Origin of the sequence: Pelagibius sp. 7325 (assembly GCF_037652055.1) — a bacterium.
GTDB lineage: Bacteria > Pseudomonadota > Alphaproteobacteria > Kiloniellales > Kiloniellaceae > Pelagibius.
On sequence record NZ_JBBKAH010000003.1, the window covers coordinates 257758 to 282639 of the forward strand.

At 66.9% G+C, this 24882-nt stretch carries 19 protein-coding genes; 8 read left to right on the forward strand and 11 right to left on the reverse strand.

The features are described 5' to 3' along the window. Nucleotides 1-30: 30 nt before the first annotated feature. Together WDC82_RS10330 and WDC82_RS10335 are read left to right on the forward strand one after the other, a co-directional pair. The gene (locus WDC82_RS10330; RefSeq protein ID WP_340117220.1) at nt 31-912 is read left to right on the forward strand and encodes an AraC family transcriptional regulator; all 882 of its coding nucleotides are present in this window, start codon (nt 31-33) and stop codon (nt 910-912) included. Between the two features lie 53 nt (nt 913-965). Continuing rightward, nucleotides 966-1826: a peptidoglycan-binding protein gene (locus WDC82_RS10335; protein WP_340117221.1), complete on the forward strand. Its 861-nt coding sequence runs from the start codon at nt 966-968 to the stop codon at nt 1824-1826. Between the two features lie 9 nt (nt 1827-1835). Here WDC82_RS10335 and pqqE read toward each other — a convergent pair whose 3' ends face one another. The 5 genes from pqqE to pqqA all read right to left on the reverse strand — a co-directional run bounded on the left by pqqE (nt 1836) and on the right by pqqA (nt 5304). Then, complete coding sequence (gene pqqE, locus WDC82_RS10340; protein ID WP_340117222.1) at nt 1836-2963, reverse strand: pyrroloquinoline quinone biosynthesis protein PqqE; 1128 nt, start codon at nt 2961-2963, stop codon at nt 1836-1838. Continuing rightward, nucleotides 2960-3247: a pyrroloquinoline quinone biosynthesis peptide chaperone PqqD gene (pqqD, locus tag WDC82_RS10345; protein ID WP_340117223.1), complete on the reverse strand. Its 288-nt coding sequence runs from the start codon at nt 3245-3247 to the stop codon at nt 2960-2962. The genes pqqE and pqqD overlap by 4 nt, the downstream gene beginning before the upstream one ends. Nucleotides 3248-3256: 9 nt before the next feature. Further along, nucleotides 3257-4099, reverse strand: coding sequence for a pyrroloquinoline-quinone synthase PqqC (pqqC, locus tag WDC82_RS10350; RefSeq protein ID WP_340117224.1), 843 nt, complete (start codon nt 4097-4099; stop codon nt 3257-3259). After that, nucleotides 4096-5043: a pyrroloquinoline quinone biosynthesis protein PqqB gene (gene pqqB / locus WDC82_RS10355; protein ID WP_340117770.1), complete on the reverse strand. Its 948-nt coding sequence runs from the start codon at nt 5041-5043 to the stop codon at nt 4096-4098. Before pqqB ends, pqqC begins: the two co-directional genes overlap by 4 nt. A 183-nt stretch (nt 5044-5226) precedes the next feature. Then, a complete protein-coding gene (pqqA, locus tag WDC82_RS25195) occupies nt 5227-5304 on the reverse strand; it encodes a pyrroloquinoline quinone precursor peptide PqqA (RefSeq protein ID WP_367576131.1) in 78 nt (25 codons plus the stop codon). A 385-nt stretch (nt 5305-5689) separates the two neighbouring features. Between pqqA and WDC82_RS10360 the strand changes: the two genes are divergently transcribed. Then, on the forward strand, nt 5690-7603 hold the full coding sequence (locus tag WDC82_RS10360; protein ID WP_340117225.1) for an ATP-binding protein: 1914 nt from the start codon (nt 5690-5692) through the stop codon (nt 7601-7603). Here WDC82_RS10360 and WDC82_RS10365 read toward each other — a convergent pair. After that, the gene (locus WDC82_RS10365) at nt 7600-8958 is read right to left on the reverse strand and encodes an SLC13 family permease (RefSeq protein WP_340117226.1); all 1359 of its coding nucleotides are present in this window, start codon (nt 8956-8958) and stop codon (nt 7600-7602) included. The genes WDC82_RS10360 and WDC82_RS10365 overlap by 4 nt on opposite strands. Nucleotides 8959-9206: 248 nt before the next feature. On the opposite strand from WDC82_RS10365, the gene WDC82_RS10370 reads away from it, so the two are divergent. Beyond that, a complete protein-coding gene (locus WDC82_RS10370) occupies nt 9207-9911 on the forward strand; it encodes a hypothetical protein (protein WP_340117227.1) in 705 nt (234 codons plus the stop codon). A gap of 80 nt (nt 9912-9991) precedes the next feature. On the opposite strand, the gene WDC82_RS10375 is transcribed toward WDC82_RS10370, so the two are convergent. Further along, on the reverse strand, nt 9992-12094 hold the full coding sequence (locus WDC82_RS10375; RefSeq protein ID WP_370661544.1) for a catalase: 2103 nt from the start codon (nt 12092-12094) through the stop codon (nt 9992-9994). A gap of 196 nt (nt 12095-12290) precedes the next feature. Here WDC82_RS10375 and WDC82_RS10380 point away from each other — a divergent pair, with 196 nt between their 5' ends. Next, nucleotides 12291-13049: an NAD(P)H-dependent oxidoreductase gene (locus WDC82_RS10380; protein ID WP_340117229.1), complete on the forward strand. Its 759-nt coding sequence runs from the start codon at nt 12291-12293 to the stop codon at nt 13047-13049. A gap of 90 nt (nt 13050-13139) precedes the next feature. Here WDC82_RS10380 and xsc read toward each other — a convergent pair whose 3' ends face one another. Further along, complete coding sequence (gene xsc, locus WDC82_RS10385) at nt 13140-14915, reverse strand: sulfoacetaldehyde acetyltransferase (protein ID WP_340117230.1); 1776 nt, start codon at nt 14913-14915, stop codon at nt 13140-13142. Nucleotides 14916-15267: 352 nt separating this feature from the next. On the opposite strand from xsc, the gene WDC82_RS10390 reads away from it, so the two are divergent. The 3 genes from WDC82_RS10390 (at nt 15268) to WDC82_RS10400 (ending at nt 21621) form a co-directional block, all read left to right on the forward strand. Further along, nucleotides 15268-16740 (forward strand): pyruvate kinase, encoded by a 1473-nt coding sequence (locus WDC82_RS10390; RefSeq protein ID WP_340117231.1) that lies wholly within the window; start codon nt 15268-15270, stop codon nt 16738-16740. Between the two features lie 155 nt (nt 16741-16895). Beyond that, on the forward strand, nt 16896-20528 hold the full coding sequence (locus tag WDC82_RS10395) for a DUF748 domain-containing protein (RefSeq protein WP_340117232.1): 3633 nt from the start codon (nt 16896-16898) through the stop codon (nt 20526-20528). A 163-nt stretch (nt 20529-20691) separates the two neighbouring features. Then, a complete protein-coding gene (locus WDC82_RS10400) occupies nt 20692-21621 on the forward strand; it encodes an HAD family acid phosphatase (protein WP_340117233.1) in 930 nt (309 codons plus the stop codon). Nucleotides 21622-21802: 181 nt separating this feature from the next. Here the strand turns inward: WDC82_RS10400 and WDC82_RS10405 are convergent, their stop codons facing one another. The 3 genes from WDC82_RS10405 to WDC82_RS10415 all read right to left on the reverse strand — a co-directional run bounded on the left by WDC82_RS10405 (nt 21803) and on the right by WDC82_RS10415 (nt 24462). Then, a complete protein-coding gene (locus WDC82_RS10405) occupies nt 21803-22261 on the reverse strand; it encodes a hypothetical protein (protein WP_340117234.1) in 459 nt (152 codons plus the stop codon). A 90-nt stretch (nt 22262-22351) separates the two neighbouring features. After that, nucleotides 22352-23602, reverse strand: coding sequence for a cation:proton antiporter (locus WDC82_RS10410; protein WP_340117235.1), 1251 nt, complete (start codon nt 23600-23602; stop codon nt 22352-22354). Between the two features lie 146 nt (nt 23603-23748). Further along, the gene (locus WDC82_RS10415; RefSeq protein WP_340117236.1) at nt 23749-24462 is read right to left on the reverse strand and encodes a PEP-CTERM sorting domain-containing protein; all 714 of its coding nucleotides are present in this window, start codon (nt 24460-24462) and stop codon (nt 23749-23751) included. Nucleotides 24463-24882: the final 420 nt, after the last annotated feature.

Below are 24882 nucleotides of genomic sequence, written 5' to 3' on the forward strand. Positions count from 1 at the left end.
AGCAAAACCTAGCGACGCGGGCCTGACCTGTTGTCCGAAGAAACACGCCGTTCGTCCGAAGATGCCGCCCTCTTTCCCTGGCTGAACCGCCACAGCCTGGGCGCCAGCGTGTTCTTTTCCGGCCGCCTGTGCGGCACCCAGGACTACGTGGGGAGAAACGGCGGCCACCTGCACCTGGTGCGCCGTGGCCCGGTCGAACTGCGCGCAGCCGGCCAGCCGCCGCTGCGCATCGCGCGGCCCAGTCTCATCCTCTTCGCCCGCGCCACGGGGCACCGCATCGACGCCGACGAGGCCGCCGGCGCCGATCTGATCTGCGCCCAACTCGCTTTCGACAGCCCGGAGGCGGAGCTGCTGCTGCTCGGCTTCCCCGACCTGCTGGTCATCGCCCTGGATGACCTCGACGGCCTGGCGCCGGTGCTGCAGCGGCTCTTCGACGAAGCGTTCAGCGAGGACTTCGGACAGCGGGCGGCGGTGGACCTGCTCATCGAGCTTCTGCTGATCATGCTGCTGCGCCATTGCATCGCGCGGGGAACGCTGGAGCGGGGCCTGCTAGCCGGGCTCTCCGAGCCCAGGCTGGCGCGCGCCTTGTCCGCGATGCACGGCGCGCCGGAGCGTGCACTGAATCTTGAGCGCCTGGCGGAGATCGCCGGCATGTCGCGCTCCACCTTCGCCGCCGCCTTCAAGGCCCGGGTCGGGGTCTCTCCCGGCGACTACCTGACCACCCTGCGCCTGGCGCTTGCCAAGCAGGCGCTGCTGGCCGGCCGGCCCCTCAAGGCGGTGGCCGCGGAGGCCGGCTACGCCAGCCCGACGGCCTTGGCCCGCGCCTTCCAGCGCCAGTTCGGCCTGGCGCCGCGGGACTGGCTGGCCCAGCGGGCAATGCCGGCCAAAATGGTTCGAACTCCAAGCCCCTGAGTCCGGCCGCTTAAGGGGGTCGATTCCGGCTCATCCGGCGGTAGAATGGCCGCATGGTCGGGTCTCGGCGCTTCTCGCTCCTGCTCTTCTCCACCGCCGCACTGCTGCTCGCGGCCGCCCCGGCGCGCGCTCTCGACCCGGCGGCACTGACGGAGATGGAGACCCTGCTGCGCGACCTCGGCTTCGACCCCGGGCCGGTCGACGGCATCGTCGACGCCGATACCACCGAGGCTATCCGCCGGTACAAGGATTTCGCGGTGGCGCCCGGTGCGCCGGAGCCCAGCGCGGCGTTGCTGGACGAACTGCGCGGCGTCGCCGCCGCCTTCGCGGCCTTGAACGCGGCCAAGGTGAAGCCCGCCACGGCGGACACCATGCCGCCGCCCCTCCCCGTCCCCTTGCCAGACTTGGGTGCCGGGCCGGAGGAAACACCAGCACCAGAACTCGTCGCGGAAAAGGTTATCGTGCCGCCACCGCCGGCGCCGCCCAAGCTGAAGCCCCTCGACGCCGCGCCGGTGCCTGTCGAGCCGCAAGACCAAGTCGCCGCCCTGCCGCCGCCAGACGCCGAAGCGGCGCCGGAAGCCGGCCCCTCCGCCGAAGCGCAGGGGCGGATCGACGCCGAGCTGGCGCCTTATCGGCAGGAACTCGACAGCGGCAGCCTGACGACCGCGGCGCTGGCGAAGCGGTTCAACGACGAAGGCCGCAAGCTGCTGCAGGCCGCGCAGTACGACGACGCCATCGTGAAATTCAGCGTGGCAATCTTCCTGGACCCCGGCTTCGCCGGCGCCTACTCCAACCGCGGCACCGCCTACCAGCGCGGCGCGCAAAGCGAACGCGCCAAAGCCGACTTCGACAAGGCGAAGGCACTGGGCTTCGGCGGCTTCCGCCTGCGTGACGGCTCCAATCCGCTGAACTAACCGGCTGAGCTAGACGAGCGTCTCCGGTACCTTCTGCGCCGCCGCCTCGCCGGCCTTTCGGGTGCGGTAGGTGAAGTCCTGCACGTCCTTGCCGGACTCCGCCGTCGCCAGCGCCTGCATCTCGGCGTGCAACGGCGACTTTGCGCAGGCCGGATCGACGGTCCCCGCCTCGCCGGTCAGCGCGAAGGCCTGGCAGCGGCAGCCGCCCCAGTCGATCTCCTTGCGCTCGCAGGAGCGGCAGGGTTCCGGCATCCACGCCGTGCCGCGGTAGGCCTTGAAAGCTTCCGAGTTCTCCCAGATGTCGCGCAGGCCGCGCTCGGTCACGCGGTCGAAGGTCAGGCTGGTGATGGACTCTGCCGCGTGGCAGGGCAGCACCTTGCCCGCTGGTGAAATATTCAGGAACTGGCGGCCCCAGCCGCCCATGCAGGACTTCGGACGCCGCGCGTAGTAGTCCGGCACCACGTAGTCGATCACCATGATCCCCTTGAGGCGCTCGCGCGCCGCCTCCACCACCGCCGTCGCGTCTTCCAGCTGTGCACGGCTCGGCATCAGGGCGGCGCGGTTGAGGTAGGCCCAGCCGTAGTACTGCACGTGGGCGATCTCGACGCGCTGTGCGCCGAGGTCCTCGGCCAGCGTCAGCAGGTCCTCCAGATGCGCCAGGTTCTGGCGATGCACCACCATGTTGAGGGTCAGCGGCAGGCCGCTGTCCTTCACCCAGCGCGCGCACTCCAGTTTCTTGGCGAAGCCGCCCTGATAGCCGCCGATACGATCGCAACCCGCTGCCTCGCTGTCCTGGAAGCTGAGCTGCACGTGGTCGAGTCCCGCCTTCACGAGCGCCTGAAGACGATCGCGGCTCAATAGCACGCCGGCGGTGATGAGATTGGTGTAGATCCCCGCCGCCGAGGCGGCCGCGACCAGCTCTTCCAGGTCGCGGCGCGCCGTCGGCTCCCCCCCGGAGAAGTGAATCTGCAGCACGCCGAGGTCGGCGGCTTCCTCGATCACCGCCCGCCACTGCGCGGTGGTGAGTTCGGCGCTCGCCGCCTCCAGCGCCAGCGGGTTGGAGCAATAGGGGCACTGCAGCGGACAGCGGTGCGTCAGCTCGGCGAGGATGGCGAGAGGAAAACCGAGATCGCTCATGCCGCCAGTATCCGCTTGTCGGCGAGGTCCTGCAGCAGAGCGCCGACGTCCTTCAGAATGACGTCGCGCGGCGCCGCGAAGGTCGCCGCCAGGTCGTCGACGATTTCGCCCACCGAGGCGGCGCCGTCGCAGCGCTTGACGATCTCCAGTGCGATGGTGTCCAGCACGAAAAGCCGCTCCGGCGCCAGGATGACCCACTGGTCGCGCTGCTTGTCGAAGCGCAGCTTCACGCCCACCGGCAGGCCGGGCACCGACTTCTCGGTGATGGTGATGCGCTCCGCCATGTCGCCTCGCTAGAGATCCAGTTCCGTCACCGGCACGCAGCCCTCCGGCACGAAAGCGCCGGGCGGGATGTGTCCGGGCGACACATAGGCATGGTAGAGCGCATCGAGCTGCGCCCACAAGACGTCGGTCTTGAAGCGCACCGCTGCCAGCACCTGTTCCTGCTGGTCGCGCGTGCGCGCCTCGCGCAGCACGTAGTCGAGGCCGAACTTCACGTCGTCGGGCGCCTCGGTGAGCCTGCGCTTGAAGTAGGCGATGGTGCGCTCATTGGCGAAGTCGTAGTGCTCCAGCAGGCCGGCGATACGCTCCTTGTGGATCTTCGGCGCGAAGAGTTCGGTGAGCGAGGAAGCGATGGCTTCTAGAAGCGACTTCTCACCCACGAAGTGCACGTAAGCCTGCACCGCAAAGCGCGTGGCCGGCAGCATGCCGGCGCCGGAGACGACATATGCACGGTCCAGGCCGACGCCCTCGGCCAGCACCAGCCAGCGCTCGATACCGCCCTCGTTACCCCCCTCGCCCTGGGCCGATCCGTCATGGTCCTCGATGCGCTTGCGCCATTCTCGGCGCAACTCGAGATCCTCCATACGCGATAGAATGGTCGCGTCCTTCAAGGGGATATGGCTCTGGTAGCAGTAGCGGTTCAGAACCCAGGCCTGCACCTGGCCGTGGTTGCACCTGCCGCCGTGCAACAGCTTGTGGAAGGGATGCAGCGAGTGGTAGCGCTCGGCACCGATCTGGCGGATGCGCTCCTCGAACTCCTCCCGCGACAGCAGGCGCCCCCCGGAAGGCGACGGCGCCAGAGGAGTCACGATATCTGCGGCAGGCGAAGCCGCTGAAGTAGATGCCGGGGTCATAACGTGATCTCCATGCCGTCGTAGGCGACTTCCCAGCCCGCCTGCTCCACCGCGGCCCGCTCGGGCGAGTCGGCCAGCAGGATCGGATTGGTATTGTTGATGTGGATGAACACCTTGCGGGCGACGGGGCTGTCGGCGAAGGTCGCCAGCGTGCCATCAGGACCGGAAAGGCTCATGTGGCCCATGCGGCGTCCGGTCTTGCTGCCGGCGCCCTGCAACCGCATCTCGTCGTCCTGCCACAGGGTGCCATCGAACATCATCAGGTCGGCGCCCTGCATTTCGGTGCGCAGGGTGTCGCAAGGCTGCGCACAGGCCGGCACATAGAGGAAGCGGCGCGGGCCGTGTCCATTGCTGCTGCCGGTCTCGATCCTCAGCGCGATGGTGTCTTCCTCGACGGTGCCGAAGTTGCCGTCGCCGGCCTTGTCGTCCTCCAGGTACAGCGCCACCTTGCCGGGCACCGCAAAGGGCGTGATGACGACGCCGAGATCCTCGCCCTCCTTGCTCTGCGGCCGGAAGCCCTCGCCCAGGCGGATCTGCCGGCGGTCGACGAATTCCGGATTCAGCACGTTGAAGATCGTGTTGTCGCGCAGCACCGCGAGCACGCGCCCGGTGGCATAGACCGCCAGTGGGTGCCGCTCGCGCAGGGTGAGCAGGCCGGTCACGTGGTCGACGTCGCCATTGGTCAGCACCACGGCGCGGATCGGGCTGTGCCGCACCCCGGCGCGCGGATGCATCGGGCGGTTGTCGTTGATCTGCTGGCGCAGGTCGGGCGAAGCGTTCAGCAGCACCCAGTTGTCGCCGTCGGCCGAAACCGCCACGGACGACTGGCTCGACGGGCGCGCCAGCGGATCGCCGCGCCGCGCACGCTGCGAAGCTTCGTTGTTGCTGTTCCACTGCGGAAAGCCGCCGCCGGCCGCGGCGCCCAGTACCAGGACCTGTAGCACCACCCCTCGACCCAAGGCTGGCCCCGTGTCAGCCGTCCGGCCACAACCGCATGCTCCTCGCATGGGGGAGAGCCGCCGGCCGCCAAGCACCGGGGCGATCAACAAAAGAAAAAGGCCGGGGCTCCGCCGAACGGGCGTCCGACAGCGATCCCGGCCTCTATCGTGCTCCCGTCGGGGGCAGAATCAAAGATCCGCGCAGGCGTAGCTGTTGATTTCCATGCCGACGGAGATTTCGACGATTTTCGGGGTAGTCCAGCTCATGCATTCCTCCTCTGGGGATAGGGGCTTCTGGGCGCTGTCCCGGCGGCCCTTCTTTAATCCGACCTTTCGCGCGATGCCCTGTCTGGCGAACCGGTAGGCGGTTTCCCGTGACCTGCTCGGTTCCCTGAGCACCGTGGCGCCATGTTAACGAAGGCCCCCGGGAGCGCCCACCCTACTAAAGTCGCATAGACCGGGACCTCTGGGGCTTCAAAGGCCTATGCATTCCAGCACTTTGGCCGCCAGTTTGTAACGGTTTCAAGGCTTTGGCCGGGTTGCCGCCGGGATACGATCTGCGCGGGAATATTGTCCGCTTCGATTAACCAAGGCTGAAGGCGAAAGCGGTACAAAGGGTGCGCTCGACCACAGCCGCGCCGCAGGCCTCTTCATGCCCACCGGGTTCCTCTCACTGACGCAAGCTCGCGAACTGCTTGCCTGCCGCCTGTGCCGGCGAATCACCCTGTTGGTCTGCCTCAGCATTCTCGCGGTCGAGATGGCGTTCCTGCTGCCCTCCTACCTGAAGCGCCAGGAGGCGCTCTACGAGCACCAGGAAACGGAGGCCCTGCAGATAACGAAGGCGGCGCTGGGCTGGTACGAGAAGCACAGCCCGGCGGAGATCCTGGAACAGAGCTGGCCCGCCTTTGCCCAGGTCTCTGTCGAAGGCATGGCGATCTACGCCGAGGACGGAAGGCTGCTGGCCGCCGCAGGCAGGCGTCCCGTCCTGGCCCCCCTGGCGCGCAGCGGCGCAACGGAGCGCTCGCTCGCCCGCGGCGACGACCCGACCGTGCGCCGCTCCGACGGCAACAGCCACGAGATCCTGTGGCCGCCGGTGGTCAGCGGCCTGCCCTTCACCGCCGTCGCCCGGCTCGACACCACCGCGATCGAACGGGACCTGGCCGCCTACGTGCTGCGCATCGCGGCACTGATCCTGATCCTCTCCCTCATTGTCTCCGGCGTGACCGTCGCGGTGATCGGCCGCAGCGTGCTGAACCCGCTGCTGGCGATCCACCGCAACCTCACGGCGGCGCACGCCGATCCGCTGAACGCGGAGCACTATAAGCTCGACATCGAGGCGGACAACGAGATCGGCGAGACGGTCACCGCGCTGAACGCCCTGCTCAGCCGCCTGTCCGACATTCGGCGCAAAGACCTGCACGCGCGCGAAAAGCGGTTCGAGGATTTTGCCGCTTCCAGCTCCGACTGGTTCTGGGAGATGGACGAAGAGCTACGCTTTTGCTTTTTCTCCGAGCGCTACACCGCCGTCACCGGCGTCCCCGAGAGCTTGCTGATGGGCAAGACGCGCCGGGAAACCGGCATTCCCAATGTCGATCCCAAGGTCTGGCAGCAACAGCTGGAAGACCTGGACGCGCACCGCCCCTTCCGCAACTTCGTGCACCCGCGCCAGAAGCCGAACGGCGAGACGGTGTGGCTGTCGATCAACGGCAATCCCTGGTTCGACAAGGACGGCACCTTCCGCGGCTACCGCGGCACCGGGCGCGACATCACCGACCAGGTGGCGATCCAGAAAGCCTTGCTGACGGCCAAGGAAGAAGCGGAAACCGCCAACCGCACGAAGTCGGAGTTCCTCGCCAACATCAGCCACGAGCTGCGCACGCCCCTGAATGCCATCATCGGCTTTTCCGAACTGATGATGGCACAGCAGCCGGGACTTGGCGGCAATCCCAAGCACCAGGGTTACCTGGAGGACATCCACAGCTCCGGCCTGCACCTGCTGAGCCTCATCAACGACATTCTCGACCTCTCCAAGATCGAGGCCGGTGCCGACGAGCTCGACGAGGAAATCCTCAACGTCGGCGAACTGGCCGGCACGGTCATGCGGGTGGTGCGCCAGCGGGCCGAGACTTCCGGCGTGAGGATCGCCTGCAGTGCGGCCGCGGAACTTCCGGCACTGCGCGCCGACGAGCGCAAGCTGAAGCAGGCGCTGCTGAACCTGCTGGTCAACGCGATCAAGTTCACACCCGAAGGCGGCGAGGTCGAACTCCACATCCGCTGCGGCGGGGACAGCGGATACGTCTTCGAGGTGCGTGACAACGGCATCGGCATGGCGCCCGAGGACATTCCGGTCGCGCTGCGCCAGTTCGGCCAGATCGACAGCGCGCTGAACCGCAAGTACGAGGGTACCGGTCTCGGCCTGCCGCTGACCAAAGCGCTGATCGAGATGCACGGCGGCAGCCTGGAGTTGGAAAGCCGCCTCGGCGAGGGCACCACCGCCACTCTCATCCTCCCCGCCTGGCGCATCGCGGCGTCACCGGACGCCCTCCGGAGCGCCACGGCGGTCTAGGGAAACACGCCGAGCAGGCGGCCCCAGAGATAGTGCAGCGGCGAGAGTACCAGCGTCGCGATGACGAGATAGCGCAGCATCACCCCCATGGCAGCCGAGAGCGGCACGCCGAGAAAGGTCAGTCCCACCAGCACCGGCGGCGCCTGGAAGGGAAATCCGAAGATAACGAAGGCCGGCACCTGCGCCAGCAGCGCGGCGTCGAGCGGCCAGTGCAGGCTCTCGGCGATGGCACCGGCCAGCGGCGTGAAGACCGCCGGGATCGCCGGCAGCGTGGTGACCGTCGCCATCAGCATGGCGGTGCCCTGCACCACTGCGTACTTGACCGGATCGCTGAGCCCCGCGAAGGGCACAACGGCGTCGACCTGGCCCCACAGCAGCGCACCGAGGCCGCTGTGGCTGACCACGCCGCCCAGCCCGATGGAGCCGGCGGCGAAGAACCACGGTCCAAAGTTCAGCTTGCCGATCGACTGCGGCGGGATGAGGCCGACGCCCGGCATCAGGCAGAACACCGCGGCGGTAAGACCGATCCAGGCCGAGGAGATGCCGTGCAGCTTGTCGGTGGTCCAGAACGCCAGGGTCACCGCCAGCAGGAAGCCGATCTTCACCTGGTCGCGGGTCCAGGGTGCCGGGCGGCTTTCCGGCAGCACGATGCGTCTCTCACCCGGGAACAGATACAGGACCAGGGTGGGGATCAGCAGGAAAGCGCCGAGGCCCAGGATCGGAAAGTTCAGCGCCAGGTATTCGCCGTAGGTCAGCGTGCGGTCGTAGATCGCCTCGGCCGCGCCCATCAGCACCAGGTTCGGCACGTTGGAAGTTATGATGGTGAAGGCCGGCACCACGGCGCCCAGCACCGTGGCGATGAAAAGGCCGTGACGGCGTGGATCGTTCTCGGCGAAGCCCAGCCGGTCGGCCAGCGCCAGCACCAGCGGCGCCAAGAGCAGCACGCGGCCCATGGCCGAGGGGATCAGGAAGGACATCATCAGGCCGGTCGCGGCCACCAGCCAAATCAGCGCCGGGTAGGACCGGAGACGCCCGAGCAGGCGGTCGAACAGCGCATGGCCCATGTCGTGGCGGCCGATGACCTCGCTCAGCACCAGGCCGGCGAACACCAGCCACACCGCCTTGGATTCAAAGCCCGCCAGGGCCACGTGGTCCGGCGCCAGGCCGGTCAGCAGCAGGGCGGTGAAGAACACCAGGGCCGTGAGCTCCGCCGGGATCGCCAGCGTCGCCCACAGGAAGGCGGTCAGCACGGCCAGGATCGCGATCGAAACCAGCGGCGCCGCGCCGAGCGCGACGGAGGCCAGGAACACCGCACCGAGCGCGGCGGCAATCGCTCTGCTGAAGATCTTCGGCAAGGGGAATCCGGTGGCGGGCTAAACCTTTGACTGGGCGGCGATCCTAGCCGCTCCGGCGGCTCTCGACTAGGGCTGCCTTGCGGAGACGCAGCCGGCTGGACCGGCCCGCCGCGGAAGATCCGCGCGAAGCCGCATCAGCATGGGTCTCTCTCGCAATGTGGCATTCGCCACGTTATGCGGCGGCAGAAGGCTCTAGCCTGCGCCCAGGCAGCGATCGCGGAGGCAGGGAAATATGGCGGCAGGCAAGCATGGCGGATGACAGCGGCAAGGGCTACGCGCTGGGGCGCCTGGTGCTCGACTACATCAAGGCTTTCATGTGGCCGGCGGTCGCGCTGGTCGTCGTCGTCATCTACCAGGACGACGTCCGCCAGATCCTCTCCGAACGCCAGGTCGACATCTTCGGTCTCAGGATCGGCGAGCGGGTCGAGCAGATCGAATCCCAGACGATGGCGGAGATCGAAGACATCCGGCTGCTGCTGGAGACCCAGCGTCAGGCGACCGGGGAGGCCGCGCCGAACCCGCAATTGAGCGGCGACATCCAGACCAAGCTGAGCAGTCTGGAGCGCAACCTGTCGCGCGAGATATCGCAGGTGCAGGCCGCGCAGCAGGCGCCAGCCCCGGCACCCGCCGGGGTACAGCAGGACCTGGCGGCGGCAGCCGGGGAGAGCCGCGAGGCCCGCGCCGCCGCCGCCGAGCGGCGCGGCTTCGAGGCGTTGATCGACCGCGACGCCGAGGCCGCCCTGGCGGCCTTCGAGGCGGCACACATCATCTGGCCGGATTATCACAACGTCGCGGAGCTGGCACGCACCCTGCGAAACCGCCAGGACCGTCTCGCAGCCCCCGAGAGTCCGGCGTGGACGCAGATCTACCGCGACATCCTCACGCAGTACTCCTGGGGCCTGCCGCCGGACCTGCGCGCGGCGGTCCGCGCCGAAGTGGCCGGGGCCTACTAGCAGGCGGCGGGAAAAGGCGCAGCCTGTGCCCTTCCTTCGAGCCGGCGCCGACGCGCCGAACCACGCTCTGCGTCATCACCTCAGGGATTGCGGGCCCAGCACCGCAGGTCGCGGCAGGCCGTCACGAAGCGGTCCGCATCCGGCTTCTTCGCCAGGGCGATGACTCCGGCGCCTTCCGCCGTATCGACGCCTTCTCCTTCCAGCAGGTCCTTGGCCGCGGGCGCATAAGCGATGAACTTCAGGTGCGCGAAGGCGTCGGTGATAAAGTCGCGTGCCACCGGGTGCTTGGCCAGTTTCGCAGCGCCGGCCTGGTCCGTCAGCACGGCCACGGCGTCGAACACCACCGAAGGACCGCCGTCGATCTTCTCATCGGCTTTGATCCAGGTGCCGTCGCTGGCCTTCACGCCGCCGATGTGGGGCGCGACGATTTTCAGCGTGGCGCCTTCCTTTTCCAGGGCCTTCTTCAGCGCGCCGAGCAGCGCGGCATCGGCGCCGTCGGTAACCAGCGCGCCGACCTTGCGGCCGCGGAAGCTCTCCGGCGGATTGCGCAGAATGCTGAGCGCCGGCGATTCTTTCAGGTCCGTCTTGGTGGGCTTGGCGGCCGGCGCCGGCTTCGGCATCTCGTCGAGACGCAGTCCCTCGGCGACCGCCTTTGCCAGGTCTTTGTCGACGTTCAGCAGGTGCGACACCATGCGCGCGCGGATCGCGGGAGTCTCGACCTTGCTGAGCTCGAACACGAAGGCGGACACGATGTGCGCCTGCTCGACGTCGGTCTGACTGATATAGAACTGGCGCGCCTGGCTGTAGTGGTCGGCGAAGGTTTCCGAGCGCACGCGTCGCTTGTCGCCGGCCTCGGGCGCGGGATAGGAGGTGAATCCCCTTTCCGGATTTTCACGCGGCCCCCCTTCCTTGCCGCCCCAGGAGTTGGGTTCGTAGTTGGCGCGTCCCGCCGGATTGTGGAAGGCCATGTGGCCGTCCTGCTGGAAGTGGTGGAACGGACACTTCGGCGCATTGACCGGAAGGTGCGTGAAGTTCGGGCTGCCCAGGCGCTTCAGCTGGGTGTCGAGGTAGGAGAAGTTACGGCCCTGCAGCAGCGGGTCGTTGGTGAAGTCGACCCCCGGCACGATGTTCTGGGTACAGAAGGCCACCTGCTCGGTCTCGGCGAAGAAATTGTCGACGCAGCGGTCGAGGACCAGCCGCCCGACGATGCGCACCGGCACTTCCTCTTCCGGGATGATCTTCGTCGGATCCAGAATATCGAAGTCGAAGCGGTCGGCGAAGCTGTCGTCGAACAGCTGCAGGCCCAGTTCCCACTCCGGATAGTCGCCGGACTTGATGGCGTCCCACATGTCGCGGCGATGGAAATCCGGATCGGCGCCGTTGATCTTCAGCGCCTCGTTCCACACCACGGACTGCATGCCCTGCTTCGGCTTCCAGTGGAACTTCACGTAAGTCGACTTGCCCTTGGCGTTCACCAGCCGGAAGCTGTGCACGCCGAAGCCTTCCATGAAGCGCAGCGAGCGCGGAATGGTACGGTCGGACATGATCCACAGCGCCATGTTGATGCTTTCCGGCGTCAGGGAGATGAAGTCCCAGAAGTTGTCGTGCGCCGTCTGCGCCTGCGGGAAGCCGCGGTCGGGCTCCTGCTTGGCGGCATGAATCAGGTCGGGAAACTTGATGGCGTCCTGGATGAAGAACACCGGGATGTTGTTGCCGACGATGTCCCAGTTGCCTTCCTTGGTATAGAGCTTCACCGCGAAGCCGCGCACGTCGCGCGCCAGGTCGGCCGAGCCTTTGTTCCCGGCCACGGTCGAGAAGCGCACAAAAGCGGGCGTCTTCTCGCCCGCGCGCTGGAAGATGTCGGCTCGCGTGATATCGCTGAGCGATTCGTAGGCCTCGAAATAGCCGTGCGCGCCGAAACCGCGGGCATGCACCACGCGCTCGGGAATGCGCTCGTGGTCGAAGTGAAAAATCTTCTCGCGGAAATGGAAGTCTTCGAGGGCGGTAGGCCCGCGCTCGCCGACCTTCAGGCTGTTCTGGTCGTCGGCAACAGGCACGCCCTGCTGGGTCGTCAGCGTGGGCACATCTCCACCGGCTGTCTGGTGGGTCTCGCCGCCTTCGCCCCGCGAAATTTTTTGCTCGCCATACTGAACCGTCTTGCCGCGGGACTTGCTTGCCGCCATGTCGCCGTCTCCCTTTCCTGATGTGGAACGGCCGGCCACCGACCCGGCGCCGACACTTGGAGATTCGAACGCAACCCGGGCGTGATGGTTCCTGCACGCGCCAAAACAAGAGTCCTTGTTCTCTCGGCGAGGCGGCACAACCTTAACCTCATGCCCCTTTCGGGATCTCCGAACCAGCGACGGAGCATGAAGCGCCATGACTCTTACAGCGCAGCAGGAACAACTCTGCAACGACAACCCCACCGACTTTTCCGACCTGTCGGCCGTGGTCTTCAATTGCACCCTGAAGAAGGCGCCGGCGCAGTCGCACACCCGGGTATTGCTCTCGGTGGTCGAGCAGATCATGAGCCGCGTCGGCGTTGACGTGGAGAACGTCCACATGGCCTCCCAGCGCGTTCCCTACGGCGTCTATCCCGACATGACCGAGCACGGCTGGGACCATGACGACTGGCCGCAACTCTGGACCAAGGTTCAGGCAGCCGACATCCTGGTCATCGGCACGCCGATCTGGCTGGGCGAGGAAAGCTCGGTCTGCCGCGTGCTCATCGAGCGGCTCTACGGCATGTCCGGTGAGTTGAACGACAAAGGCCAGAGCGTCTTCTATGGCAAGACCGGCGGCGCGGTGGTCACCGGCAACGAGGACGGCATCAAGCATTGCGGCATGACCATCCTCTACGCCCTGCAGCACCTCGGCTGCATGATCCCGCCCCAAGCTGACTGCGGCTGGATCGGCGAGGCCGGCCCCGGTCCCTCCTACGGCGACGACGTCGACGGCAGACCGGCCGGCTTTGATAACGAATTCACCCAGCGCAACACCACCATCATGGCCTGGAACCTGTTGCACACGGCGCGCCTGCTTAAGAATGCCGGCGGCCTGCCCAGCCACGGCAACGACCGCAAGGCCTGGGCTGCCGGCTGCCGCTTCGGCTACGAGAACCCCGACTACCGGGCGTGACAAAGAAAAAGCCCCGGCGCGGAAACGCCGGGGCTGTTTTCTTCGGCGGCGCGCAGGGGGCTCACTCTCTGCGCCGCCCGCATCACCGCATTAGGCCGGCGTCTGCGGGCGCATGTCCTTTGCATCGATGCCGGCGACGGCGACCGGCTTCTTCATCGCGTCGCGGCGGAACGGCTCGCCCAGTTCCTGGTTCAGGATCACCTCGATGAAGGTGGTGACGCCGTCGTCCTGCGCCTTGCAGGCGGCGGCCAGCTCGCGGGTGAGATCTTCCTGAGTCTTCACGGTGACGCCCTTCAGGCCGCAGCCCTCGGCGACGCGCGCGTAGCTGAGGTGCGGATCGAGCTCGGTGCCGACGAAGTTGTCGTCATACCACAGCGTCGTGTTGCGCTTCTCGGCGCCCCACTGGTAGTTGCGGAAGATCACCATGGTGATGGCCGGCCACTCCTCGCGGCCGATCGACGACATCTCGTTCATGGAGATGCCGAAGGCGCCGTCGCCGGCGAAGCCCACCACCGGCACGTCGGGGCAGCCGATCTTGGCGCCGATGATCGAGGGGAAGCCGTAGCCGCAGGGGCCGAAGAGGCCCGGCGCCAGGTACTTGCGGCCTTGCTCAAAGGTCGGATAGGCGTTGCCGATGGCGCAGTTGTTGCCGATGTCCGAGGAGATGATGGCGTCCTTCGGCAGGCCCGCCTGGATGGCCCGCCAGGCTTGGCGCGGCGACATGCGGTCGGCGTCGCGCTGGCGCGCGCGCTCGTTCCAGGTGGTGCCGGGATCGTCGTCCTCGTGGTCCATCGAGGAAAGCGCCTGCAGCCAGGCCGACTTGGTCTGGTGGATCAGCGCCTTGCGCTCCTCGCGCCCGGCATTGCCGGCATCGGGCGACAGCTGCGCCAGAATCTGCTCGGCGACCAGCTTGGCGTCGCCCTGGATGCCGACGGAGACCTTCTTGGTGAGGCCGATGCGGTCGGCATTGATGTCGACCTGGATGATCGCCGCTGACTTCGGCCAATAGTCGATGCCGTAGCCGGGCAGCGTCGAGAAAGGATTGAGCCGCGTGCCCAGAGCCAGCACCACGTCGGCCTTGGCGATCAATTCCATCGCCGCCTTGGAGCCGTTGTAGCCGAGCGGTCCGACAGACAGCGGATGCGAGCCGGGGAAGGCGTCGTTGTGCTGGTAGCCGCAGCACACCGGCGCGTCGAGCCGCTCGGCCAGGGCCTTTGAGGCCGCAATGGCGCCGGCGAGGATCACGCCGGCACCGTTCAGGATGACCGGGAACTTGGCCTTGGACAGGATCGCCGCCGCCTCGGCGATGGCGCGCTTGCCGCCGGCCGGACGCTCCAGGCGCACGATCTGCGGCAATTCGATGTCGATCACCTGGGTCCAGTAGTCGCGCGGCACATTGATCTGCGCCGGCGCCGAGCCGCGCCAGGCCTTCTCGATGACGCGGTTCAGCACCTCGGCGATGCGCGAGGCGTCGCGCACCTCCTCCTGGTAGCACACCATCTCGCGGAACATAGGCATCTGGTCGACTTCCTGGAAGCCGCCCTGGCCGATGGTTCTGTTGGCCGCCTGCGGCGTCACCAGCAGCATCGGCGTGTGGTTCCAGTAGGCGGTCTTCACGGCGGTGACGAAGCCGGTAACGCCGGGGCCGTTCTGGGCGATGGCCATGGCCATCTTGCCGGTCGAGCGGGTGTAGCCGTCGCAGATCAGGCCGCCGTTGGTTTCGTGGGCGACGTCCCAGAACTTGATTCCGGCCTGGGGGAAGAGGTCCGAGATCGGCATGAAGGCCGAGCCGATGATCCCGAAGCCGTGCTGGATGCCGTGCATCTGCAGCACCTTCACGAAGGCTTCCTCGGTCGTCATTTTCATTGGATGAGATTCCTCTTCCCTGGGTTCTTCTGGGGATCGTTCCGTCAGGATCGCTCCGTCATGCAGCGCCCCGCCGCGCGGCTGCGCGTAAGCTGCCCCTGGTATAGGGCAAGCCCTGGCCCCGTCCCAAGAGCCAGATGAGCCAGCCCTATGGAGCCAAGAAGAGGCCCCTTTCCGCAATAGCGATGATTCGATTTCCCATACATCGAGAATCCAGTCCAAAGATCGGGGTCAACCGTGGCCTCTGGCTGCCGGCGGGACGCCTGTCACGAAATTGACCGGGACCTTGGGTAGGCTCCCCACCGGGCGCCCCTCCGGCCGTCCCAGTCCCTAGTGTCCTGGAGCGTCTTTCATGTCCGATATCGCCGAGCTCTCGCGTCAGATCGACAGCCTGCTGTCGGAGGTAAGTCGCGAGGGCGACGCCCGCGCCGCGGGCTGGCAATCCTGCATCGAGCACCCGGATTTCGCCGAAAGCGCGCGCAACCTGGCGCATTACCTGGCGCTGCGCCACCGCGATCTGCGGCCGCTGCAGCGCCCGCTGATGCAGCTCGGCCTTTCCTCGCTCGGTCGCCTGGAAAGCCGCGTGCTGCCCGGCCTGCGGGCGGTGCGCGGCGCGCTCGCGGCCCTGGCCGGGCGGCCTGCCGAGGTCGAGCCCGCACCGGATGCCTTCTTCGCCGGCGAGGCGCGCCTGGCGGAGCGTTCCCGCGCGGTCTTTGGCCCGCCCAATCCCAACCGCCCTGTCAGCCTGCTGGTCACCTGTCCTGCCACGGCGGCTGAGGACCCGTCCTTCATGCTGGAACTCGCCGCGCGCGGCGTCGAGGCCCTGCGCATCAACTGTGCGCACGACGACGCCGCAGCCTGGCAGCGGATGATCGACCACGCGCGGGCCGCCGAGCGCGCCACCGGGCGGCGGTTCAAGATCCTCATGGATCTCGCCGGTCCCAAGATCCGGACCGGCGCGGTCCGCCTGCCGCGGAAGGAAAAGCGCATTGCCAGGGACGACCTGCTGGCCGTCGTGCCCCCGGGCGGGCTCGACGCCATCGACGTCGCCATCAAGGCCTTCGCGGTCGAGTGCACTCTGCCCCAGGCGCTGGCGGCGGCGCGCCCGGGCCATCGCCTCTTCGTCGACGACGGCAAGCTCGGCGCCGTGGTCGAGAGCGTCGCCGACTGGGGCTTTCTCGCCCGCGTCACCCGCGCCGAAGACAAGGGCCTGCGCCTGAAGTCGGAGAAAGGCCTGAATTTCCCCGACAGCGACCTGCAGGTCGCCGCCCTGACCGACAAGGACCGCGGCGACCTTGATTTCGTCGCGGCTCACGCCGACGGCATCGGCTTCTCCTTCGTGCAGTCCGCCGGGGACGTCGCATTGCTGCAGGCCGCGCTCGCCGATCGCCGGCCCGACGACTGGCGCGAACTCTCCCTCATCCTGAAGATCGAAACGCCGCGCGCGGTGAGGAATCTGCCGGACATTCTGGTGCAGGCAGCGGGACGTCAGCCGACCGCCATCATGATCGCGCGCGGCGATCTCGCCGTGGAGATCGGTTTCGCCCGCCTGGCCGAGATGCAGGAGGAAATCCTGTGGATCGGCGAGGCCGCCCACGTACCGGTGATCTGGGCGACCCAGGTGCTGGAACATCTCATCAAGAAGGGCACGCCCTCGCGCGGTGAAATGACCGACGCCGCCATGGCCGCCCGGGCCGAATGCGTCATGCTGAACAAGGGGCCCTACCTGCTGGACGCCATCGCCGAGCTCGACACCCTGCTGGGCCGTATGGAGGAGAACCAGCACAAGAAAACGCCCCAACTGCGCGCTCTGCGGAGCTGGTAGCGCGCCGCCCCAGCCGGGTATGGGAATTTGGTCCCCTGCCCTGGGCGGATTGCGAGTCCACTCCGCCTGAGGTTTTGCGCTAGGCTCTGATCAAACGCGGTAGCGGCCCGTCAGGACGGCGGCCGAAGGGCGGAAGATCAGGGAGGACCAGCGCCTTGACTGACAAGTCGGACAAGACGGACACGGCGACGGGCCGCAGCAAGCCGGCAAGCGCAGCCTCCTCCCCCCACGCCCGGCGGCGGCGACTGGCGATCCGTGCGGGCATCGGCACCGGCATTGCCGTTGTCCTTTTCGTCCTGGTGGTCTTCGTGCTGCCCACCCCGCTGGCGCGCTACGTCATCGAATCCCAGTTGGAAGAACTGGGTATCCAGCACGACGGCATCGACACGGTCGATATCGACCTCTGGAACAGCGAAGTGCGCGCCGGTCCGGTGACCTTCCACGCGGGCGAGGCGCAGCAGGGTCAACTCGGCGAGACCGGCTTCGACTATAGCTTCAAGCAGCTCTTCGAAGGCCGTGCCTTCGTGCGCACCTTCTTTCTGAAGGGCGTCGACCTTTACATCACGCGGCTGGAGGACGGCGCTATCGAGATCAACGGAATCAACCTGCGCGACCTCGCCGCTGCCAATGGGGAAGAAGAGGAAACAATCTCAGCGGAGCGCGAAGAGGAAACCGAAGGCGGATCGGACTTTGGCTTCGGCGGCGACAATTTTGAGTTCTCCGATAGCCGCCTTGTCTTCGAAGATCTCAGCGGCGGCACGCTGACCATCGACCTTCAGCGCATGACTCTGGAAAGACTGCGCAGCTGGACGCCCGACGAACCGACGACCTTCGCACTGCAGGGCCGCCTGAACGACATCGACCTTACCCTCGACGGCACCATCATTCCCCTCGGCGATCCTCTGGTCGCCACACTGAGCACGCGCGCGGAGGGAATCACGCTGGACCGCATCGCGCGCTTCATCGGGCCGACAGGCCTCGCGCGGCAGAACGGCACCGTCGTGACGGAAGTGCGTTACGACTACTCAATCTTCGGCGACGGCCGCCTGGAAGGGACGGTAGACGGAACCTACCATCTCAAAGACTTCGATATCGCCACGGAAACCGGCGAGACCGTCACCCTTGACGACGCCACCCTGAAGGTCGACCTGCGCCAACAGCTGCAGCCGGACAGCAGCGCCACGGCAACCGGGCAGTTCAGGCTGACCGGCGGCAAACTGACCTTTGCCACCGCCACCGGCGATGCTTTGGAGATCGGTGCAGTGGACCTCGCCGTCGACAGCCTGGACTTCGAGAAGGGCGCCCAGCTGCGCCAAGGCACGACGAGCGAAACCCGCCAGGAAGCGGCGCCGGGCGGTGGGCCGGCATCCAGCATCGTTCAGTTGCTGATCGGCTGGGCGCGGCAGCTGGGCGAAGACGCCCTGCGGCACCACCTCTCGGCCGATGGCGAACCGACCCTCACCCTCAAAGACGGTCTGCTGCGCGTCGCCGCCCGTGATGGCGTACCCGGGCAGGAACTCAGCTTCGATCAGGTCAGCGTCCATCTGGGCGAGGTGGCGAGCCAGGCGCTCGACACCGGCTGGGTTGCCAACGGCTCCCTCGACACCGTGATCTCGGGCCTGCGCCTGGCGGTGGAGAACGGCCGGGCCGAGATGAACCTCGCCGAATTCCGCGCCAATTCTCGCGCCATCGATTTCGACCTGACGCCGGAGGAGACGGCGCTGAACTTCGACTTCGCCGTCGCGCTCCAGGGGCTCGCGGCCAAGGACGACCAGGGTACCGCGCTCGACCTCGACAGTTTCTCCCTCACCACCGACCGCTTCCGCATCGGCGAGACGCCGAGCGACGAAGAGGCCGGCGGGCCGCTGACCGTCGGCCTCAAGGGTCTGGCGGCGACCCTGCCGGGCGATGCCGGCGCTGTCACGCTGACCGGCGACAGCTTGGCGCTCGACCTCCCGACCTTCACGCTGACCGGCAAGCAGGGCGAAGCGGCCCGGGTCGCCGGCAGCCTGGAACTGACCGGATTGTCGGTGGATCGCGGTGGGAACGCCCCGCTCTCCTTCTCGCTTGCGAGCACACGCAGCGACCTGCAGGACGTGAGGGTCGCCCCCTTGAACAAACAGGCGACGGTCGAGGGCGGCCTCGCCACGCAGCTGTCCGGCGTCACGCTCTCAGCCGGCGCCGCCCCTGAAGCGTTCTCGCTGTCGATCGACTCCCTCGAGAACGAGCTGGCCGGACTGAAGGCCTCCGGCTTCGACACTGCGGCGCCCGGCGTCACCCTCGCCACCGAGACCCGCCTCGCGGGCCTCGCGGCGCGTCTGCCGCTGCCCGGTGGCGAAATGGCGGAGGCGTCGGTGGCGACACTGCAGGCGCCGCTCACCGAGCTCGCTTTCGCGGACGGCGCCGTGCGCGCCGAGGGCGCGGTGGAGGTGACCGGCATCGCGGCGCACACCGGCGGTGAGACACCGCAGAGCGTCGACCTCGCCGGCCTCTCGATCACCGGCCTCAGCGGCAACTCTGCCGAGGGTGCGGCGGTCGAACAGATCGCGCTCGGCGAGCTGACCGCGAAGCTCGCCCTGCCCCTGCCGGGCATGGCCGAAAGCGCGACCGCCTCAAGCGAGACCACGGCGGCCCAAACCGACTCTGCGCAGGCGGCGACGGCGCCGGACGACGCCGCGCCCGCCGGCTTCGACATGCAGTTCAAGCTGGGCACGCTGACGCTGGCAGCGGGTTCGACGATCGAGATCACCGACCGCAGTGTCGAGCCGCCGCTGCAGGCGAACATCATGCTGGAGGAACTGAAGGCCGGTCCCTTCGATACCGCCGCGCCGGAGACCCGCACCGACATCGTCCTGGCGCTTGCCGTGAACGAAACATCGAAGGTGCAGCTGCAGGGTTGGGGGGCGCCGCTGAAGACGAAGCCCGACTTCGAGCTGTCCTCCCAGATCGACGGTCTGCTCTTGGCCATACTCTCGCCCTATGCGGCAAAGATGACCGGCGTGAACATCGAAAGCGGCGAACTCACCGCTGCGATTGATGCCAACGCCGCCGAAGGCGACCTGGGTGGTGCGATCGATCTTCGCATAGACGATCTTTTCGTGACGCCCATCTCCGAACAGACCGCCGAGGAAATCAAAGCCGACATCGGCCTGCCGGTCGGCTTCGCAGTCAGCATTCTGAAGGATGACAAAGGCGTAATCGCCTTCGGCCTGCCGCTAAGCGGAACCGTCGCTGAACCGCAGGTCGACTACAGTGAAGCGATCAGCAAGGCGATCTCCGGTGCGATGGCATCGGTCTTCCCAACCAACTGGTTCGGGTCCGACGGCAATACCTTCGAGATGCAGCCCGCACCCTTCATACCCGGCACTGCGGAACTTACCGAGGACGGCAAGAGCGTCGCCGACCAGATGGGCGGACTCTTCGCCAGCAAGCCGGGCATCAGCATCCGCACCTGCGGGCGCGCTGGCCGCGCCGACCTGGTGGCGCTGCGGGGCGACCCGCTGGAGGAGCCTCTGCCGGCGCCAGATAGCGGCGCCGCAAGCGAGGACGCCGCGGCGGCGCTCGCACCGCCGGACAAAGGGATCGCGCCCGCCCCGGAATCACAGCCGATCGCCAAGCCCAGCGACGCGGAGGTCGAAGCCCTGCTGGCCCTGGCGACCGAACGTGGGGCCGCCGTACGCAAGTACCTCCAGGCCAAATACGGCATCGATCCCAGCCAGATCCCCGAGTGCCGCACCGCCTACAGCATCGAGGACAACAAGCTGCCGCGCGCGGAATTCCAATTCTAGAGCCGCTTGGCAAACCGGCTGGGATGGCCCGCTCGGCCGGCACCTCTGCCGTTGCGCATTGGAAGGGGGCCGCTTGGCGGCGGCCGCCCGCTGGGGCAAAATCCGCAAAAGCCGGCGCGGCGGACAGCGCCGCGGGCAAACAACGGATAGGGATCCTCGAAACATGCAAACAGGAATCAGCAGCCGCCCGCTGGCCGGGCCCGGCGTTGCCCTCCAGAGCGGCATTGCCCCCAAAACCGGCGTCACCCTGGGCCTCGTGCTGGCCGGCGCCCTCTCGGCCGGGGCGGCCATGGCCCAGAGTGCCGCCCCGGCACCGGCCGCCAACGACGGCACCAATGCCGCCTACTGGATGCAGCAGTCGGTCGAGTACAAGGCCAGCACCCAGGCGCTCTACGCCCTGGCGATGCTGCGCCTCAACCAGGCCCTGGCCGACCCGACCTGGACCGCGGCCCCGGAGCAGGGCAGCGGCTATGAGCAGAAGCCGGCGGCGGTGATCCTCGACGTCGACGAGACCGTGCTGGACAACTCCGAATACCAGGCCTGGATCGTCGAGAACGGCGAGCACTACGGCTCCAAGACCTGGGCGGCCTTCGTCGGCGCCGAGGTCTCGGACCCCATCCCGGGCAGCCTGGAGTTCATCCGCTACGCCGTCGCCAACGAGGTCGCGGTGTTCTACGTCTCCAACCGCAAGGGTCCGGAAGAAGCGGCCACGCGGGCGAACCTGGCCGCCCTCGGCTATCCGGTCGAGGGCCGGGATGCCGGCGAGGACAGGGTGCTGCTGCGCGGCGAGAAGGAGGCATGGACCTCCGAGAAAGGCACGCGCCGCGCCGCGATCGCCGAGAAGTACCGGATCGTGCTTTCGATCGGCGACAACCTCGGCGACTTCGTGGACGGCGTTGAGGTCTCAGAGGCCGAGCGCCTGAAGCTCTACCGGGACAACGCCGCGCGCTGGGGCCGCGAGTGGATCATGCTGCCCAATCCCAGCTACGGCTCCTGGGAAGGCGCTTCCTTCGGCTTCAACTGGGGCGCCCCGGACGAGGAGAAGCGGCAGATGAAGTACGACACCCTGAAGGACTGGCAGCCGGCGATGTAGCCGCCGCGCAACGAGGGAACGGCTCTTCCAGAACGGGACAAGGCCCTGGTATCGCCGCACCAGGGCCTTGTTTCATGCGCCGTTCACACTCAGCCGGTCGCTACAGCCCTGCGCCGCATCGCCAGGCAAAGCAGCCGCATGGCCGCAGGCGGCGCCGGGCGGAGGGTCCGCCGGAGCGGATTTACCGCGCCTCCTCCCACGACTGGTACTGCGGATCCCGCGGCTCCTCCGGCAGTTCGACCGGCCAGGTTCCGTTGCGGTAGCGATACCAGAAGGCAACAGCCAAGAAGCACACGCCAAGCGCATAGGCGCCCATGCCGATAATCAAAATCGCCAGCAACGCCACGCTTCCGCTCCACAGGCTGAGTAGAAGCGGAAAGGCAATCAAGACTGCCAACGCGGCGCAGTACGCTTTCGCATTCCTGGACATCCACTGTCCTTTCGGATGCGTCTCCCTATCCCCGAAGCGCATAGTATAGGCCGCTTTTCGCTTTTGCGAAGCCCCGGTGATTAAAAGAAAAAACTCGGCCGACTTGTCAGAAGCGAGCGTCGCTTCGCCGCGGCGACGATTGCCTTCTGCCACCTTCACTGATTCGCCGACGGACGGCCCCCCTCCTATACTGAAAGCGGTGCTGGCCATCTCCCCCACCTTACCAGCGATTGAGAGACGACAAGTCCTGAAGGGGGAAGAAGTTGACGCTCCCGCCCCAACTAGAGGATGTGGCGGCACTCACATCGTCCCGCGCTTTGATGCGAAGCGGTCGACCAGGAAGCTGGTTGTCCCGTGGATAACGGTGGAGGCGAACACGGTGTAGGCGACGAGCGCCCACAGCGGTCGCTCGTTGATGAATTCGACGTGGCCGGTGGCATAGGCAATGTAATAGATCGAACCGATACCACGAACGCCGAAGAAGCAGACGATCCAGCGGTCGCGCGAAACGAGATCGGTGCCCTTCAAAGACAACCAGCTGACGAGTGGACGGATGACGAGCAGAAGACTAAAGCCGATCACGGAATGGCGCCAGTCAAGCGCACCCCACTGAGTTGGCAAAGTGCTGCCGACGAGAAACAGCAGGATGGCGGTCAGCGCGTGCTCGATCGCCTCACTGAAGGCATGAAGGCGCTGGTGGAAATGATGCTCCTGCCGGACCCGCCGGCAGACGAGGCCGGCGACGAAGGCGCCGATGAAGCCGTAGCCCTCCGCCAGCTCCACGATGCCGTAGCACAGAAAGACCGCGCCCAAGGCGATCACGCCAGGTCCGCTTTTCTCGATGGCACCGGCGCTCCAGGTGGCGAACAGGCTGCGGCCCAGCAGCCAGCCGACTGCCGCACCCACCGCCGCGCCCACCACGATTCGGTACAGCACGTCGCGCAGCAGCCACTCGCCTAGCCAGGCCGAGGGGTCGGGGCCAAGCGCGGCGATGAGCAACCCCAGATAGACAAAAGGAAAGGCGAGGCCGTCATTCAGCCCGGCCTCCGCGGTGAGCGTAAAGCGCACGGGGTGTTCATTGCCCTCTTGCGGTGGTCCGACCTGGACGTCGCCGGCCAGGACCGGATCGGTCGGTGCCAGCACCGCGCCCAACATCACCGCACCGGCCACCGTCATGCCGGCCAGCCCCCAGGCGAGGCCGCCGACCGCGGCCACGGTGAGCGGCATGGCGATCAGCAGCAGGCGCACGGTCGGCTGCCACCGGCGATAGCTCCCGATGTCGTCGATGCGCAGCCCCGTGGCGAACAGCACGACGATCACCACGACCTCGCTCAACATCTCCCACAGGCGTGGCGAGTTGGCGGGGTCCAACGCATCCATGCCCGGGACGACCGTGTAGGTGACGAGCCCGGCGATCATCAGAAGCGCTGAGGACGAGGCGGCACGCGGGAACGCCAGACGCGGAAACCAGTGCGCGACGAAGATCGCCGCACCGATCGTCGCCATCAGCACGTGGTAGGGAGAGAAATCGAAGAAGCTGCCGTTATCCATGTCTGCCCAGACTATGCCCCTTGGAGGCCAACGCAGCAGAACCAAGGATGGTGGCAAGAAACTTCAGGCGGAGGGCGCCAGCGCCAGCATCGCCCCCGGCCCGTCCCTACAAACGGGCGAGAACTGGACCCCGGCGCGCGGTGACGCTAACCGAACCTCATGGACGAGGACCCAGCTAACTGCGTAAGTGCTCGGGCTTGCTGGGAGTGCCCCAGCGAGACTCTGCCTGGCCGCCTGCAGAGTCGCATCGGCCCCTGCCACGCCTTCTGCCGTCTCCAGCCCAAGGCCGCCAGCCCTGCCAGCCCAGTGCCAAAGAGGATGATGCCCGAGGGTTCCGGGATGACCTGGGCGACTTCGAGGGAGAAGGTGTAAGCGGCCGTTCTGAACTGACCGAAAGCGACGCCGCCGCCTTTGCCCGGGTCGTCGATGGCATACAGTCCCGAACCCAGCGGAAGGTTGGCGACGAACATCGGCACATCGTTCGACGGAATAAAGACGTTTTGGAAGCGCAGGTCCTGAAAAGTGTCGTCCTGGAGAGCGAAAGTCGCCTGATTGAAGCGGCCGGCGCCTTGAGGCAGCAGCGTGATATCGAGCGAGATGCTTAAAAGCTGCGCTCCAGCCGGAACACTGAAGACAAAGGAGTCATCATCGCCCACGTCGGGCAAGGTGAACGCGAAGGTGATTTCGCCGCTGAAGGTATTAGTGCCGATCCCGAGCGCGAATACAGGGGAGCTTGCAGAAGGCGATGGCAAGAGATCGCCATCCACCGCCTCGTCGTAAGTGATCACGCCCCCCTGCGCCGAGCCTGCCACGGCAAGAAAACCAAAGCCTCCCAATAGCCCGGCAAAGGATCGCAGCATCGACATCCCTCCTTCTCACGGCCAAGGTCACGCGCCAGTGAACCCTGTCGCGGCGCATCGAGACGAGGGCCAAATTTGGACCGCTCGGCTCACGCCCGCTCACATGCCTCCCGGCAACGCCAGGCAGCGGCCAATAACGAGGCCGGTGGGATGTTCAAAGCACACCGGCGCATTGACGAGGGAGTACATCCGCTGGCGCTTTCTCCGCCCGGGTGTCGAAGAGCCGTCTGCCTCACAATTCCGGCTCTCGCTCGGAACGGGCCACTTTCGCCACTTCGAGCGCTGGGGCTGTTCCCGATTGGATTAGGGGATCTCGGCCTGACATCAGCGCCTCCCATCGCAAAACAAGGCCTTGGCGCGAGGACGCCAAGACCTTGTTATCATTGGTATCGGAGGAGGGACGCGAACCCCCGACGCGCG